The sequence below is a fragment of the Curtobacterium sp. NPDC088465 genome (assembly GCF_044753165.1).
Taxonomy (GTDB): Bacteria; Actinomycetota; Actinomycetes; order Actinomycetales; family Microbacteriaceae; genus Curtobacterium.
This window is the reverse complement of record NZ_JBIVMR010000002.1, coordinates 673,300-685,604: the sequence shown is the minus strand read 5'-3', so window position 1 is coordinate 685,604 and position 12,305 is coordinate 673,300. Positions and strand designations below refer to the sequence as shown.

General features: G+C 72.3%; 16 protein-coding genes and 1 tRNA gene. 5 read left to right on the top strand and 12 right to left on the bottom strand.

All coding sequences use genetic code 11. The features are described 5' to 3' along the window. Positions 1-238 precede the first annotated feature (238 nt). Together ACIP6W_RS10590 and ACIP6W_RS10585 are read left to right on the top strand one after the other, a co-directional pair. A complete protein-coding gene (locus ACIP6W_RS10590) occupies positions 239-949 on the top strand; it encodes a hypothetical protein (RefSeq protein WP_066653951.1) in 711 nt (236 codons plus the stop codon). Between the two features lie 344 nt (positions 950-1,293). Further along, positions 1,294-1,380: transfer RNA gene (locus ACIP6W_RS10585), tRNA-Val, on the top strand. A gap of 9 nt (positions 1,381-1,389) precedes the next feature. On the opposite strand, the gene ACIP6W_RS10580 is transcribed toward ACIP6W_RS10585, so the two are convergent. The 5 genes from ACIP6W_RS10580 to ACIP6W_RS10560 all read right to left on the bottom strand — a co-directional run bounded on the left by ACIP6W_RS10580 (position 1,390) and on the right by ACIP6W_RS10560 (position 4,890). Further along, on the bottom strand, positions 1,390-2,358 hold the full coding sequence (locus tag ACIP6W_RS10580) for an AraC family transcriptional regulator (RefSeq protein WP_066653953.1): 969 nt from the start codon (positions 2,356-2,358) through the stop codon (positions 1,390-1,392). A gap of 46 nt (positions 2,359-2,404) precedes the next feature. After that, positions 2,405-3,010, bottom strand: a complete 606-nt coding sequence (locus ACIP6W_RS10575) for an HD domain-containing protein (protein WP_066653955.1) — start codon at positions 3,008-3,010, stop codon at positions 2,405-2,407. 267 nt (positions 3,011-3,277) lie between these two features. Further along, complete coding sequence (locus ACIP6W_RS10570; protein WP_066653959.1) at positions 3,278-3,688, bottom strand: hypothetical protein; 411 nt, start codon at positions 3,686-3,688, stop codon at positions 3,278-3,280. A gap of 69 nt (positions 3,689-3,757) precedes the next feature. Next, a complete protein-coding gene (locus ACIP6W_RS10565; RefSeq protein ID WP_144411286.1) occupies positions 3,758-4,336 on the bottom strand; it encodes an Asp23/Gls24 family envelope stress response protein in 579 nt (192 codons plus the stop codon). Then, positions 4,333-4,890, bottom strand: coding sequence for an RNA polymerase sigma factor (locus ACIP6W_RS10560; protein ID WP_066653961.1), 558 nt, complete (start codon positions 4,888-4,890; stop codon positions 4,333-4,335). Before ACIP6W_RS10560 ends, ACIP6W_RS10565 begins: the two co-directional genes overlap by 4 nt. Positions 4,891-5,031: 141 nt before the next feature. Here ACIP6W_RS10560 and ACIP6W_RS10555 point away from each other — a divergent pair, with 141 nt between their 5' ends. Beyond that, positions 5,032-5,325 (top strand): hypothetical protein, encoded by a 294-nt coding sequence (locus ACIP6W_RS10555; RefSeq protein WP_066653963.1) that lies wholly within the window; start codon positions 5,032-5,034, stop codon positions 5,323-5,325. A gap of 19 nt (positions 5,326-5,344) precedes the next feature. On the opposite strand, the gene ACIP6W_RS10550 is transcribed toward ACIP6W_RS10555, so the two are convergent. From ACIP6W_RS10550 to ACIP6W_RS10530, 5 genes are all read right to left on the bottom strand, one after another. Next, complete coding sequence (locus tag ACIP6W_RS10550; RefSeq protein WP_158407747.1) at positions 5,345-5,500, bottom strand: hypothetical protein; 156 nt, start codon at positions 5,498-5,500, stop codon at positions 5,345-5,347. A 191-nt stretch (positions 5,501-5,691) separates the two neighbouring features. After that, a complete protein-coding gene (locus ACIP6W_RS10545; protein WP_066653968.1) occupies positions 5,692-6,609 on the bottom strand; it encodes an isoprenylcysteine carboxylmethyltransferase family protein in 918 nt (305 codons plus the stop codon). A gap of 138 nt (positions 6,610-6,747) precedes the next feature. Continuing rightward, on the bottom strand, positions 6,748-6,888 hold the full coding sequence (locus ACIP6W_RS10540; protein WP_158407748.1) for a hypothetical protein: 141 nt from the start codon (positions 6,886-6,888) through the stop codon (positions 6,748-6,750). 106 nt (positions 6,889-6,994) lie between these two features. Beyond that, positions 6,995-7,903 carry an SDR family oxidoreductase gene (locus tag ACIP6W_RS10535; protein WP_066653970.1) on the bottom strand — a complete coding sequence of 303 codons (909 nt, stop codon included), beginning with the start codon at positions 7,901-7,903 and terminating at the stop codon, positions 6,995-6,997. Continuing rightward, positions 7,900-9,123, bottom strand: a complete 1,224-nt coding sequence (locus ACIP6W_RS10530; RefSeq protein WP_209682923.1) for a zinc-dependent alcohol dehydrogenase — start codon at positions 9,121-9,123, stop codon at positions 7,900-7,902. The genes ACIP6W_RS10535 and ACIP6W_RS10530 overlap by 4 nt, the downstream gene beginning before the upstream one ends. A gap of 150 nt (positions 9,124-9,273) precedes the next feature. On the opposite strand from ACIP6W_RS10530, the gene ACIP6W_RS10525 reads away from it, so the two are divergent. Together ACIP6W_RS10525 and ACIP6W_RS10520 are read left to right on the top strand one after the other, a co-directional pair. Continuing rightward, positions 9,274-9,615 (top strand): DUF3140 domain-containing protein, encoded by a 342-nt coding sequence (locus ACIP6W_RS10525; RefSeq protein WP_066653974.1) that lies wholly within the window; start codon positions 9,274-9,276, stop codon positions 9,613-9,615. Between the two features lie 46 nt (positions 9,616-9,661). Continuing rightward, entirely contained in the window at positions 9,662-9,871 is a 210-nt protein-coding gene (locus ACIP6W_RS10520) for a hypothetical protein (RefSeq protein ID WP_058729470.1), read from the top strand. Positions 9,872-9,926: 55 nt separating this feature from the next. Here the strand turns inward: ACIP6W_RS10520 and ACIP6W_RS10515 are convergent, their stop codons facing one another. Further along, positions 9,927-10,805, bottom strand: coding sequence for a family 16 glycosylhydrolase (locus tag ACIP6W_RS10515; protein WP_400429372.1), 879 nt, complete (start codon positions 10,803-10,805; stop codon positions 9,927-9,929). A 132-nt stretch (positions 10,806-10,937) separates the two neighbouring features. Beyond that, the gene (locus ACIP6W_RS10510; RefSeq protein WP_271825634.1) at positions 10,938-12,248 is read right to left on the bottom strand and encodes a PP2C family protein-serine/threonine phosphatase; all 1,311 of its coding nucleotides are present in this window, start codon (positions 12,246-12,248) and stop codon (positions 10,938-10,940) included. Positions 12,249-12,305: the final 57 nt, after the last annotated feature.

The window sequence follows — 12,305 nt, the reverse complement described above, 5'->3', positions numbered from 1 at the left end:
CTCCACACCAGCCAGAACCGCGGAACGACGCGGATCAAGGGCACAAGGACGCGCACCATCGCAAGGCCTGACCCGGTACCAGTGGGTTCCAGATTCAAGACCCACGAGCCCGCAAGGAGTGACGACCCATCGTGTCCGGGTCACAGCCGGCGGGTTCGACAACATTGATGTTGAAGTAAGCGCCGAAGCCGATGCCGGCGATCGAGCCTCTCTTCCACGCGAGACCTAGGCTCTTCTCATGATCAACGCCGCATACGCGCTGTACGACATCTTCCTTGAGTGGCGCGAGGCGGCCGCAGCCGGCGTGGTCGCAAATGACGCCCGAGGCTGGAACGCTGACCCGATGGTTGCGACTACAAAGATGCTCGAGACCAGCGCTCTGCTCACGGCTATCGATCGTGCGCTCAGCGAGATGGAGGCGGACGGTCTCAACGTCTACGTCTCGAGGGAGTCGTTCCCGCAATGGGGCCGCATGGCGGCCAATGCGGGGACCACTTGGGGTCAGCAGTCCGACCCTGGCGCGGCATTCCCTTCAGCAGCGATGGGGCAGCTGCAGATGCTGGGCACCCTCATTGAAGCGACCAAGGGGAGGATCGCGCCGGGCGGACTCGACCGGCTCAGTGCCGTCGTCGACGAAGCGATTGGCCTCCTTGAGGAAGACCAGACCATCAGCGCGGAGCTTCGCTACTACTTGGTGAAGCTGGTGCGCGAGATTCGCGATGCGATGGAGGATGAGACGCTCGCTGGGGGCTTCGACTATGCGAGCGCTGCTGAGCGGCTCTGGGTTGCCATGCAGGCTGCAGCCGGACAGGCGGACGAGGAGCGTAGTCCCCGATGGCGGGACGCCGCGGCCAAGCTGATTGTCCCTGCGGTCACGGGTGCCATCACACACGCGGCCACTCTCGGCTATGACGGTGTCGCAGCGGCGCTCGGACAGCTCGGCCAGTAGTTCCGAGGTGGGCGCCTGTCGTCTCGGCCGGAAGCATCAGCAGCTGCTCGGCGGCGGACCTTTACGTGCACGGCGCGACACACGTTAGCGGTTTGCCGCGGGGGGGGGGGGAGTACGCCGTGCTCGCGCCGCCTGCCGAGCGTCGCCAGGCAGCCGCCGTTTCATTGGGCGGCGATATCGGCGGCCGAGGCGGTAGCGGTGCGTGTCGTCGGCGTAGGGGAGGCCGGCGCCACGGCGGGGAACTCGAGGACGACCGGCACAAGCTGCCGGTGTGCTGCCGGTGACCACGCGCAGCCGGGTGCTTTTGTTCGCAGTTGTCCGCAAGCTACTTCCGCGCCATCACTGGGAAGCGCTGCGTATCGCTGCGGACGTTTGCGCGGTCCGCCACGTTTACACCGTGGATGTCGTCGGTTCGATCCCGGCAGGGCCCACGCAGTCGCTCAGCGACGCGCGCGCAGGGTCTCGCTCGGCAGCTCCCCGAACCGCTTCGCGTAGGCGGAGGAGAACCGCCCGGCGTGTGCGAACCCCCACCGTCGTGCGGTGTCCGCCACGGTCGTCTCGCCCACCGAGTGGTACCGGAGCTCCGTCCGGATCCGGTCGAAGCGGATCCCGCGGAGCATCGAGTTCGGTGACATCCCGACCTGCCGCTGGAAGCCCTGCTGGAGCCCGCGGACACTGAGCCCGACGTGTTCGGCGACGTCGGTCGTGGTGATCGGGACGTCGGCGTTGGCGTGCATGTACTCGATCGCCTGCTGCACCCGGCCCCGTGCGCCGACGGGCACCGGCGCGGCCGGCGCGAGGGTCGTGTGCGGGAAGGTCCGGAGCATCGCCAGCGCGGTGCGCCGGGTGGCCTCGGCCATCGCGAGCGGGGACAGCGGCGTGGCACCGAGGACGACCTGCGCGGAGGCCCGCAGCTCGGCGTTCCACGTCCGGACGTCCTCCCGTCGGGGCAGCGCGGCGTGGTCGAACACGAGCGGCGCCGGCTCCGTGCCGTGCAGCTCGGCGGCGGTGCGCTCGAGCGTGCGGCGGTCGAACTGCACCACGTTCTGCCGGACGTCGGCGAGGTCGAAGCGGTACGGGCGCTCGCTCGGGAACACGATCGGGCGTCCGGGCGCGAGCGCCACCTCGTCGCGGTCGATGTCCAGCAGTCCGCCGCCGTCGCTGACCCACGTCACGAAGTAGTGGCTCGTCGCGTCGACCTCGCCGGCCATCCGACCGTCGAAGCGCTTCGAGTCCAGCGACATCCCCTCGCCACCGACCGATCGGAACCGGTAGCCGAAGTCCCGCTCGGTCCGCTCGGGCAGGAACCCGGCGGCACCGTACGCCGACTCGAACACCGCTCGGGCCGCGTCGAGGTCGTCGCCGGACGCCTCGACGACGTGACGGACGTCGGGTTCGGCGGTGGTCATGATCCGATGCTGACACGTCCGGCTGAGCCTCGCGCGCGCGTCGTGGTCAGGACAGCGCCTCGAGCGGGTTCTGCGCGAGCTTCCGGACGACACCGCCGTCGACCAGGCGCCGCGCTGCGGTGTCGGGCTTGCGAGCGGCCTGGTCGGCGACGCACGCGCCGAACTCCGCAGCCAGCGAGCCGCGGGGGTGCCGTGCGAGCACCTCGCGCAGGTACGACTCCGGCAGCAGCTCGGCCCCCGCACCGGAGACGTCGAGCCCGGTCGCGCGTTCGAGCAGGTGCCCCTCGAGGTCGAGGAGGACGTCGACGTCCGGCCAGTTGTGCCGCACGATCACGTCGAGCACGCGCTGCTGCCGCTCGACGGCCCAACCCGCCCCGGTCGTCAGGGCGACGGCGACGTGCCCACCGGCGTGCTCGTAGGACACCGTGTGGTTGTCGAACTCGGTCACGGTGCCGATGTCGTGCAGGACGGCCGCGACCCACAGCAGTTCGTGGTCGACGCCGTCGAGCCCGTCGAGCGCCGCGAAGCCCGCTGCCCAGTACCAGGACCGGACGGCGTGCGCCGTGATCGCCGTCGACTGGTAGCGCGTGGCGAGCGACGCAGCCGCTCGGGCGGCCGGGGTCTCCGGGACGGGGAAGTCGTCGATGCGCACCCCCGGATCATGGCATGCTCACCGCTCGGACCGGTGACGCGGCGGACGGGAGGCACGGTGCCGGCCGGCCACGTGCCTCCGGACCGGCGCGGCGTCGGACGCGCGACGTGGCGCTGATCCGCCACGCGCCTCCCGTCCGGTGCGCTGCCGGCCCTGCCGGTGGGGCCGAGGTCCCAGGACGACAGCTCGTGCTCGCCGACCACGAGCGTGTACGGTCCCGCCGCGTCGGTACGACCGTTCGGGTGGGGGAGTTCCGAGCGGAAGCGCTCAGACATCGCTCGTCGGCAGCGCGGTCGCGTCCGACGGCCCGCCCTCGGGAGGCGCCACGGCCGCGTCGACCGGGTCCTCGACCAGCCGGACGGTCACGCTGATGAGGTCCGCCGTCGCGGTCGTGTCGGCGTCGAGCAGGTCGCGCACCCGTTCGCCCACCGCGCGGAGGGTGTCCGCGGCGGGACGGCCGCCGTCGACGCTGATGCCGGTGACGACGTGCACGCGGCCGCCGCGTCGGTCCACGTCGACCAGGACGTCGGGGTCGTGCAGACGGAGCGGTACGGGCACCACCGCGTCGACCACGGTCTCGGCCGCGGCGGCGACGGGGCGGGGCGGGTAGACCCCGGTGACCCCGGGGACGTGTCGGATGCCGGCCGTCACCGTGCGTGAGATCGCTTCGTCGTCCATGGTCGCGCTCCTCGCTGCTGGTGGGTCGTCTCGCCGCCGGTCGGGCAGGTCGTGGTCAGGCGGTGGTCGTCAGGGCAGGTAGACGTCGTCGAAGTGGACGTCGACGGCCTCGACGCGCAGCTCGGTGTGCCGTTCGACGGCCTCGGCGACGGTGACCCGCAGGCGCTCGGCGGTCTCCGGGGCCGACCCGCCGTACACGAGCCCGGCAGTCACATCGATGCTGACCGCGGCTCCGGGCTCCTCCACGTCGCCCCGCAGCACGCAGCGGCCCATCACGACGCCGCCCATCGTGTCACCGGCGCGGCGCACGAGTCCGCGCACGGCCGCCTCGGTGACCGCCAGGCGCAGGCGCGGATCGGGGTGGGCGACCGGGACGTCGCGACCGGGCCGCACCTCGGCGCGGATCGCCCCGAGCAACCGGTCGACCCAGGCGGTCTCCCGGTCGGGCTCGGCACCGGCGCGCTGCTCGAGCGCGCCGAGGGAGAGCTCGCGCAGGCGCTGCATGTTCGTCATCGCGAGTCGGCAGACCGCCGAGCCCTCGATGGACGGGTCGATCGGGTCCCGACCGCGGTCGAGGTAGTCCGCGATCTCCTCGATCGTGTGGCCGTCGAGGTCGTCGTCGGGCAGGGGGAGGTCGTCGGTCGTCATCGCCATCCCTCCATCTCCGCGGCGAGGAACCGTCGCGCCCGTGCGAGCAGGCCCCGCACCGTCGACGTCGGGAGCTCGAGTTCCTCGGCGATCTGCTGGTAGCTGTACCCGGCGGTCTCCCGGAGCAGCCAGCACCGACGCTGGTCGATCGGCATCCGGTCCAGAGCAGCCCACATCGCGTCGAGCTGCATGCGCGTCTCGACGGTACGCTCCGGGGCCTGCGACGGGTCGGCCGCCTCGTCGTGGTCGTCCAGGTCGTCGTGGTGACGTCGACGCCGGAGACGGTCGAGGGCCCGGCGGGTGACGATCTGCATGATCCAGGGGCGGAACCGCTCGGCGTCCTCGAGGTCCGCGAGCTTCCGCCACCCCGTGAGGAAGGCCTCCTGCACGACGTCGTCGGACTCGACGTTGGAGCCGAGCACCTGCTCCGCGTAGACGCGCATCAGCGGTCCGTGCCGGCGGGCGAGCACCTCGAAGGCCAGCACGTCGCCGTCGGCCGCGCGGGCCACGAGCGTCGCGTCGGACGCGTGCTGCAGCGCGGTGCCGTCGCTCATCCCCGCCTTCCGTCCGACTCGGGCTGCCGGTCGGTGGACCGGTCTCCACCGAGCATGCACCGGCAGCGCGGGGAGTGCCCGCGTGGTGTCGGGTGCGTCAGTTCGTGACGGATCCGCTGCTCGTGACGTCCCACTGGTGAGATGCACGACGACACCACCACGACCCCCCTGCCCGCTGTCGAACCGGAGCCGACCGACGACGCGACCACGGACCCGCTCGGCGACAGGACGCCGCAGCGTCCGCTCCGCCAGGCAGCGCCGCAGCGGCCCGTCGCCGGCGCGGTGCGCACGGCACGGACGCTCTGCATGAGCGTGTTCGACCGGTGGCGGTGCGGGCTGGAGGACGGGCACGGGGGACTGCACACCGCGACCGAGGTCGGGGCCACCACGTCCTGGAACGACGCCGTCGCCGGCCGCATGCTCCGGGAGCTCTGAGCGGAGGAACGCACGACGCTCACTCGGCGGAGAAGAAGTCGCGGTACGCGGGGTCGGCCGGGACGTTCTCCAGCAGCCGGGTGTGCACGAGGGACGCGATCTCGTCCGGGTGACGCAGCCCACGCCGGTGCCACTCGCCCGGTTCCTCGTGCAGGTCGGAGAGTCTCGATCGCACCCGTTGCACCTCCCGCGTCGTCCCGCCGGCCGTCCTCGCCGGCGGGTCTGCGCGAGCGGGGTGCCGCCCGGTCGGACGGCTCCGTCCACACTGCACGCGCTCCGGGGCACCCGGCGGGTCCGGTCGTGTTCCGGACGCGGACGGGCGGACCATCCGGTTCGCGCGCTCGTGCTGCGTCCCGTGGCGCGCGCTCAGCTCCGCGGTACCGGGCGCAACCGCGGCACCCAGCACCGGACGGCTGCGGCGTAGCGGCGGAAGTCGTCACCGAACCGCTGCTCCAGGTCGCGCTCCTCGAGCGGGCGCACGACGCAGTTCCACACGACGGAGCCCGCGACCGCGTAGACGAGCACCGTCCAGGACGCCGCGACGAGCCCCACCGCAGCGCCCTGGGTCAGCCCGGCGAGGGCCATCGGGTTCCGCACCACCCGGTAGGGGCCGGCGACCACGAGCCGGTTGGGCATCGCCGACGGCAACGGGGTTCCGCCGCCACGCGTCGACATCGACACCGCCGAGGCGAGGCCGAGCAGGCTCGCCAGCACGAAGACGACGAGACCGGTCCCGCTGACCACCTGCACGACGGCGTCGGGCAGCGGGGGACGGAGCCGCCACCGGGTCTCGGCGGCGGCGATCAGCAGCGGGAGGACGCCGAGGAAGAGCCCCCAGAACACGACGATCTGCACCGCGGTCCCGAGGAGGTGCCGGACGGGTCCCGCGTCCGGGTCGGCGGTCCGGAAGCGCAGCGGACCCGACGTGACGAGTTCGGTCGGCACCCGCCCGAGCAGCACGTGGCACAGCGCGAGGACGGAGCCGACGGTCGCTGCGGTCATCGCGACGACACCCCAGCCCGCCTCACGGGTGACCGTCGCCCAGGCGGCCGTCCCGAGCAGCACGAGCACCGTCCACCCCGTGGCGACGACGGCGGACCAGCGGAGGCCCGCGGCGGCAAGTGCCGAGGCGACGACGAACAGCGGGACGTCGAGCGCGGCGACCGGCACGGGGTCGAGCGAGCCGAGCGTCGCGGTCCGGACGATCGGCACGGTGGGGACCAGCAGCCACCAGACGGCGCCGCCCGACGCCTGCAGCGCGAACCACCACCGACCCCACGACACAGCTGCAACCTAGCAGCGCCGCGCCGACGTGACGGCGTCTCGCCGTGACCGGCGGTGTCCGGCGTGACCACGAACGGACGGGAGGCGCGGTGCCAGCCGGCACCGCGCCTCCCGTCCGTCAGCGCGCAGCGAACGCGCTCAGCGCTGTCCGTTGATCTGGCCGAGCCAGCGTCCGAACGTCTGCTCCTGCTGGTCGTCGTGCAGGGCGTGCAGGGTGCTGGTCGGCAGGCAGTGACGCTCGGTGTCGACGCTGTTCCCCTTGTGGAGGTCGAGGGTCATGGTGTGCTCCTTCGCGTGGTGTGTGGATGGTTCGACGTCGGCGGCTGCGCGGGCATTCCCGCTCGGGGAGCAGCGTGTCCGCTCCACGAGCCGAGGCGGTCCGGGGTCAGGGCGTGACCATGCCCCCGTTGACGTTGAGGGTCTCGCCGGCCACGAAGCTCGACTCCTGCGACGCGAGGAACACGTACGCCGGCGCGAGCTCGGCGGGCTGGGCCGCGCGGCCCATCGGCGACTCGCTGCTGCCGAACTCGGGCAGCGACTCCGGGTCGACGCCGCCGCTCGGCTGCAGGACGGTCCAGGTCGGACCCGGGGCGACGATGTTGACCCGGATGCCGCGCTCGACGAGCAGCTGCGACAACCCCTTGGAGAAGTTGTTGATCGCGCCCTTCGACGCCGCGTAGTCGAGGCGGTCCGGCGCGGGCTGGTAGGCCTCCATGGACGCGGTCGTCGTGACCGTCGACCCCGGCTGCAGATGCGGCAGGGCTGCCTTCACCAGGCGGAAGAGCCCGAACACGTTGACGTCGAACGTCGCCTCGAACTGGTCGTCGGTGATGTCGAGCAGGTCGGGCTGCCACCGCTGCTTGCCGGCGACGCTGACCAGCGCGTCGATGCCCCCGAGCTCGGCGACGGCGCGCTCGACGAGCTGCCCCGCGTAGGCCTTGTCGCGCAGGTCACCGGGGACCGCGACCGCCTTCCGCCCGGCCGCCTCGATCTGCTCGATCACGTGGTCGGCGTCGGACTGCTCCTCGGGCAGGTAGGCCAGGACGACGTCGGCCCCCTCGCGGGCGAAGGCGATCGCCACGGCGGCGCCGATGCCCGAGTCGGCTCCGGTGATGAGGGCCTTCCGGCCCTCGAGGCGCCCCGTGCCCCGGTAGCTGGACTCGCCGAGGTCGGGGACGGGGGTCATCTGCGACTGCAGGCCTGGCTCGTCCTGGGTCTGCGGCTCCGGAGAGACGTCGGGGTAGCGGCTGCGCGGGTCGCCGAAGGCGTACTGGTCGCTCGGTGCGGTGGTCATCGTGTCGCCTCCAGTTCGACCTTGACCCAGCCGGGCTCGCGGCGGTCGAAGGCCTCGTACGCGGCGATCGCGTCGCCGATGGGTTCGTGCTCGGTGATCAGCGCGGTCGGGTCGAACTGCCCCGATGCCACCAGGTCGATGAGCGGCGGGGTGACCGAGTGGTGGTCGCAGTTGCCCATCCGGATCGTCAGGTTCTTGTTCATCGCCTCGCCGATCGGGTACGACTGTGCGGTCGGACCGTAGACGCCGATGATGCCGATGCGGCCGTACTTCGCGACCGACGCGACCGCCCACTGTGCGACCTGCGACGGGCCGTCACCGGGCTTCCACTGCTGCTGCTCGCCGAAGCCGTCCGGCGAGGCGTCGGGCGCGACCTGCTGCACCTCGGCGTCGAACTGCTGGGCCTGTTCGTCGGACACTGCTGCGGGGCCCTGCTTCGGGCGCTCCGCGTCGACCCCGACGGCGTCGATCACGGCGTCCGCGCCGATGCCGTTCGTCAGGTCCATGATCGCCTGCACCGGGTCCTCGCGGTTGTAGTCGACGACCTCGCAGTGCTGCGCGAGCGCCGCGGCGAGCCGGGTCTCCTCGCCGTCGACGACGATCACGCGGGCTGCGCCGAGCTTGTAGGCGGAGGCGGCGGCGAACTGGCCGACGATGCCGGCGCCGAACACGACCACGACGTCGCCGCGGGTGACCCCGGCGAGCTCGGCGCCGAACCAGCCGGTCGGGAAGATGTCGGAGAGCAGGATCGCCTGTTCGTCGCTGACGTTCTCGGGCAGCGGGTGCATCGTGTTGCGGGCGTACGGCACGCGCACGTACTCCGCCTGCAGACCGTTCACCGGCCCGGTCGACTGCGGGCCGCCGAAGAAGCTCGTGCCGGCCTGCGGGCCGTTCGGGTTCGCGACGTCGCACTGCGCGGTCTTGCCCATCCGGCAGTACCGGCATGCGCCGCACGAGATCGTCGAGTTGATGACGACGCGGTCCCCGGCGCTGAACCCGCGGACGGCGTCACCGACCTGGGTGACGACGCCGACGGCCTCGTGCCCGAGGATGGTGCCCTCCTCCATCGGTGCCATGGTGCCGCGGACGAAGTGCAGGTCCGTGCCGCAGATCGCACTGCGGGTGATCCGGACGATCGCATCCTCCGGGTGCTGGATGGTGGGCTCCGGGACCTCGTCGAGACGGATGTCCCCGATGCCGTGCCAGACCACTGCGCGCATGTTGCTCTCGCTTCCTGTCGTGGGGGTGTTCGGGGGACACACAACCCGACCAGTGCTGGACGGACGCGGAGCGGCGTCCGATCAGCGCACCGGAACGGGGGACACGCAGCGCTGCGTGGACACCCAGGCCCGGCGCGTTCGCTGGCCGCCATGAGCGACGACCAGCACGACGAGAAGCAGACGCGCGACGACTTCGCCGACGCGGTGAACATGACCGCGTCCGAACTGCGGAAGTGGCTCGACACGGACGAGTCGAAGGAGGTCGGACAGAAGTCCGACGGCGGCGGCGAGTCCACCGGACACGAGAGCGGGCGGCACATCGTCCGCATCCTCGAGAAGAAGCAGGGCGACTACACCGACGACGACTACGCCCACATGCGGAAGGTCGTCGGCTACGTGGCGCGGCACTCGAAGCAGGAGCCGAAGGGCGACTCCCACGACTCGAAGTGGCGGTACTCGCTCATGAACTGGGGCCACGACCCGGAGAAGTAGGCCGCGGCGACCCGGGACCGTCATGCCGGTCGGGCAGAATGGGGTCGTGGACGACTCCGGCATGCCCCGCTTCCGCCGCATCTGGTCGACGATCCAGGTCGGCGTGCTCGCCGCGGCCGTGGTGTTCTGCGTCGTGATGCTCGTCATCGGCCAGGGGAAGCTCGACCGCGTCTACGCGGTCGCCGCGGTGTTCTTCGGCCTGGCGCTGGTCGGCCACGCGACGTACCTCTGGTTGCTGGCACGCGCGAGGCGCTGAGCACTGGACGGACGGGAGGAGCGTGGCGGGCTCGCCCCGCGGGTCCCGTTCGCTGTCAGGCCTGCTGCCAGACCCGCACCCAGTCGACGAGCATCTGCTGCGGGAACCGCGTGGTCGCGTCCGGCGACCCGGGCCAGGTGCCGCCCACGGCGACGTTGAGCAGCACGAAGAACGGCTTGTCGAAGACCCACGGCGACGACCCCACGTCGGCCCGGGTGACCGTGCGCTGCGCGACGCCGTCGACGAGCCACGTGACCGATCCGGGGCGCCAGTCGACCCCGAAGACGTGGTACGCGTCCGCCCAGGCCGCACCGTTCGGCAGCGTCGCAGCGGCCGACATCCCCTGCGCTCCGGAGTAGCCGGGTCCGTGCACGGTGCCGTGCACGACACCGGGCTCGTACCCGACGTTCTCCATCACGTCGATCTCGCCGCAGGCCGGCCATCCGACCTGCCCGATGTCCGCGCCGAGCATCCAGAACGCGGGCCAGATCCCCTGCCCGCGCGGGATCCGGATGCGTGACTCGATCCGGCCGTACTGCGCGGTGAAGGTGCCCTCGGTCTTCAGCCGCGCGGAGGTGTACGTGCCGTCGGCCTCGCGTCGCGCGGTGATGACGAGGTTGCCCGCGCCGTCCAGCGCGCTGTTCCGTCGCGAGTCGGTGTAGGTCTGCAGCTCGGCGTTCCCCCACCCGCCGGCGCCCGTGTCGAACCGCCAGATCCCCGGGTTCGGGGCGCTGCCGGCGGCGCCGTCGAACTCGTCAGCGGCGAGGAGCACCCCTCCGGACGACGTCGTGGTGGCCGCAGCGGCGTGGTCGTCCGGCGTCAGTGCCGCTCCGACGGCGGCCGTCGTGGCTGCGGCGCTGCCCAGCCCGAGCGCCAGGAAGCGGCGTCGGTCGACGGTGTGGGCGGCGTCGGTCGGCGTGTGGTCGTGCAGCATCCGGGGGATCCCTGTCCTCGTGCCCGTCGGTGGACGGGACGCACGATCATCCCCCGTGATCGGTCCGGTGACCAGTCCACACTTCGAGGGACACGCGCGCCGGACCGCGGTCGCGACGAGGGGTCGGTCCGCTCAGGGGACGTAGCCGACGCACAGCACGGTGACGTCGTCGGGGTGCTCGTCGGCGTGCGCGAGCTCGGCGATGCCGTCGACGACCTGCTGCGGGTGGTCCCGCTCCGCCACCCACGCCTCGAAGCGGTCGAGCGAGTCGAGGTCGCCGCCGAACAGGTCGAGCACGCCGTCGCTCACGGCCACGATGACGTCGCCGGGCTCGAGGGAGGTGTCCTCGGCGGTCCAGCTCGTGCCGACACCGATCGGCAGGTGCGCCGACCGCAGCGGGCGGACGGTGCCGTCGACGCTCCGCAGCACCGTCAGCCCGTGCCCGGCGTCCACCCACCGGGCGTGCCCGTCACGGTCGACCCGCACGTGGAAGCACGTCGTGAACTGTCCGCTGGTCAGGTCGGACGTCCCGGTCGCGAGCCCGGTCGCGGCGCGGCGGACGGCGACCGCGGGGTCGGACTCGTCGACGGTGCTGCGGATGAGCGAGCGCACGGCGGCGGCGATCATGCCGGCGCCGACGCCCTTGCCCATCACGTCGCCGAGGGTGAAGGCGGCGCCGTCGGGGGTGGGGAACCAGTCGTAGAAGTCGCCGCCGACCGTCCGCGCGGGGATGCACACGCCCACCGCGCGGAGCTCCCCGGGCAGCCCCGCGGCGGTCGTCGGCAGGAGCGACTGCTGCACGAGGGCCGCGCGGTCGATCTCGCCCTCGGCCACCCGACGCCGGCGCTGCACCGCGGCGAGCTGGAGGCCGGCCTGCCGCGCGAGCTCGTTCGTCACGGCAGCCGTCGCCCCGAACACGAACACGACGATGAACAGCCGCACGAGCTCGCTCGGCCGCGGTTCGGTCGGGGAGATCGCGTAGGACAGCAGCAGCGTGCCGGTCGTGCCGAGCACCGGCCACACCACGTGCCGTCGCCCGGGGTTCGCGGCGACCCACACCACGGGCAGCACCACGATCGCGGTGAAGACCGAGGCGGCGTCGCCGGTGCCGAAGCGCAGGAAGCCGACCGCGAAGAAGTCGATCGCGGGGACGAGCAGCTCGACCCGCATCGCCGCGGACGAGCGCACGGCCACGGCGGCGAAGACCAGGCCGAGGAGGGCGATCGCGACCCCGCTCCACATCAGCGGGGCGTCGGTGACCTCGAGCCACGGGGAGAAGGTGCTCCCCACGGCAGCCCCGACGATCAGCGCGGCGATGATGGTCTGCTTCGCCAGCGGAGCCCACGACGTCCGGAGGCCGCCGAGCACGATCGGACCGGTGTCGTCGCGCACGCTGATCGTCCACGTCGGCGTCGACGAGGGGCGGTCCGCGGTGCTCGTCACGCGGTCGAGTCAACCCGGACGGGGTGTTCCGGGCAACCCCACTCCGAGGGCCGGGCG

Coding starts and splice junctions, on each gene's coding strand:
- ACIP6W_RS10540 (WP_158407748.1), bottom strand. CDS start 6,888: ATGACCCTCGACCTCCACAAGGGGAACAGCGTCGACACCGAGCGTCAC.
- ACIP6W_RS10535 (WP_066653970.1), bottom strand. CDS start 7,903: ATGACCACCGCACCGAGCGACCAGTACGCCTTCGGCGACCCGCGCAGC.
- ACIP6W_RS10565 (WP_144411286.1), bottom strand. CDS start 4,336: ATGACGACCGACGACCTCCCCCTGCCCGACGACGACCTCGACGGCCAC.
- ACIP6W_RS10525 (WP_066653974.1), top strand. CDS start 9,274: ATGAGCGACGACCAGCACGACGAGAAGCAGACGCGCGACGACTTCGCC.
- ACIP6W_RS10515 (WP_400429372.1), bottom strand. CDS start 10,805: ATGCTGCACGACCACACGCCGACCGACGCCGCCCACACCGTCGACCGA.
- ACIP6W_RS10555 (WP_066653963.1), top strand. CDS start 5,032: ATGCACGACGACACCACCACGACCCCCCTGCCCGCTGTCGAACCGGAG.
- ACIP6W_RS10530 (WP_209682923.1), bottom strand. CDS start 9,123: ATGCGCGCAGTGGTCTGGCACGGCATCGGGGACATCCGTCTCGACGAG.
- ACIP6W_RS10580 (WP_066653953.1), bottom strand. CDS start 2,358: ATGACCACCGCCGAACCCGACGTCCGTCACGTCGTCGAGGCGTCCGGC.
- ACIP6W_RS10590 (WP_066653951.1), top strand. CDS start 239: ATGATCAACGCCGCATACGCGCTGTACGACATCTTCCTTGAGTGGCGC.
- ACIP6W_RS10570 (WP_066653959.1), bottom strand. CDS start 3,688: ATGGACGACGAAGCGATCTCACGCACGGTGACGGCCGGCATCCGACAC.
- ACIP6W_RS10560 (WP_066653961.1), bottom strand. CDS start 4,890: ATGAGCGACGGCACCGCGCTGCAGCACGCGTCCGACGCGACGCTCGTG.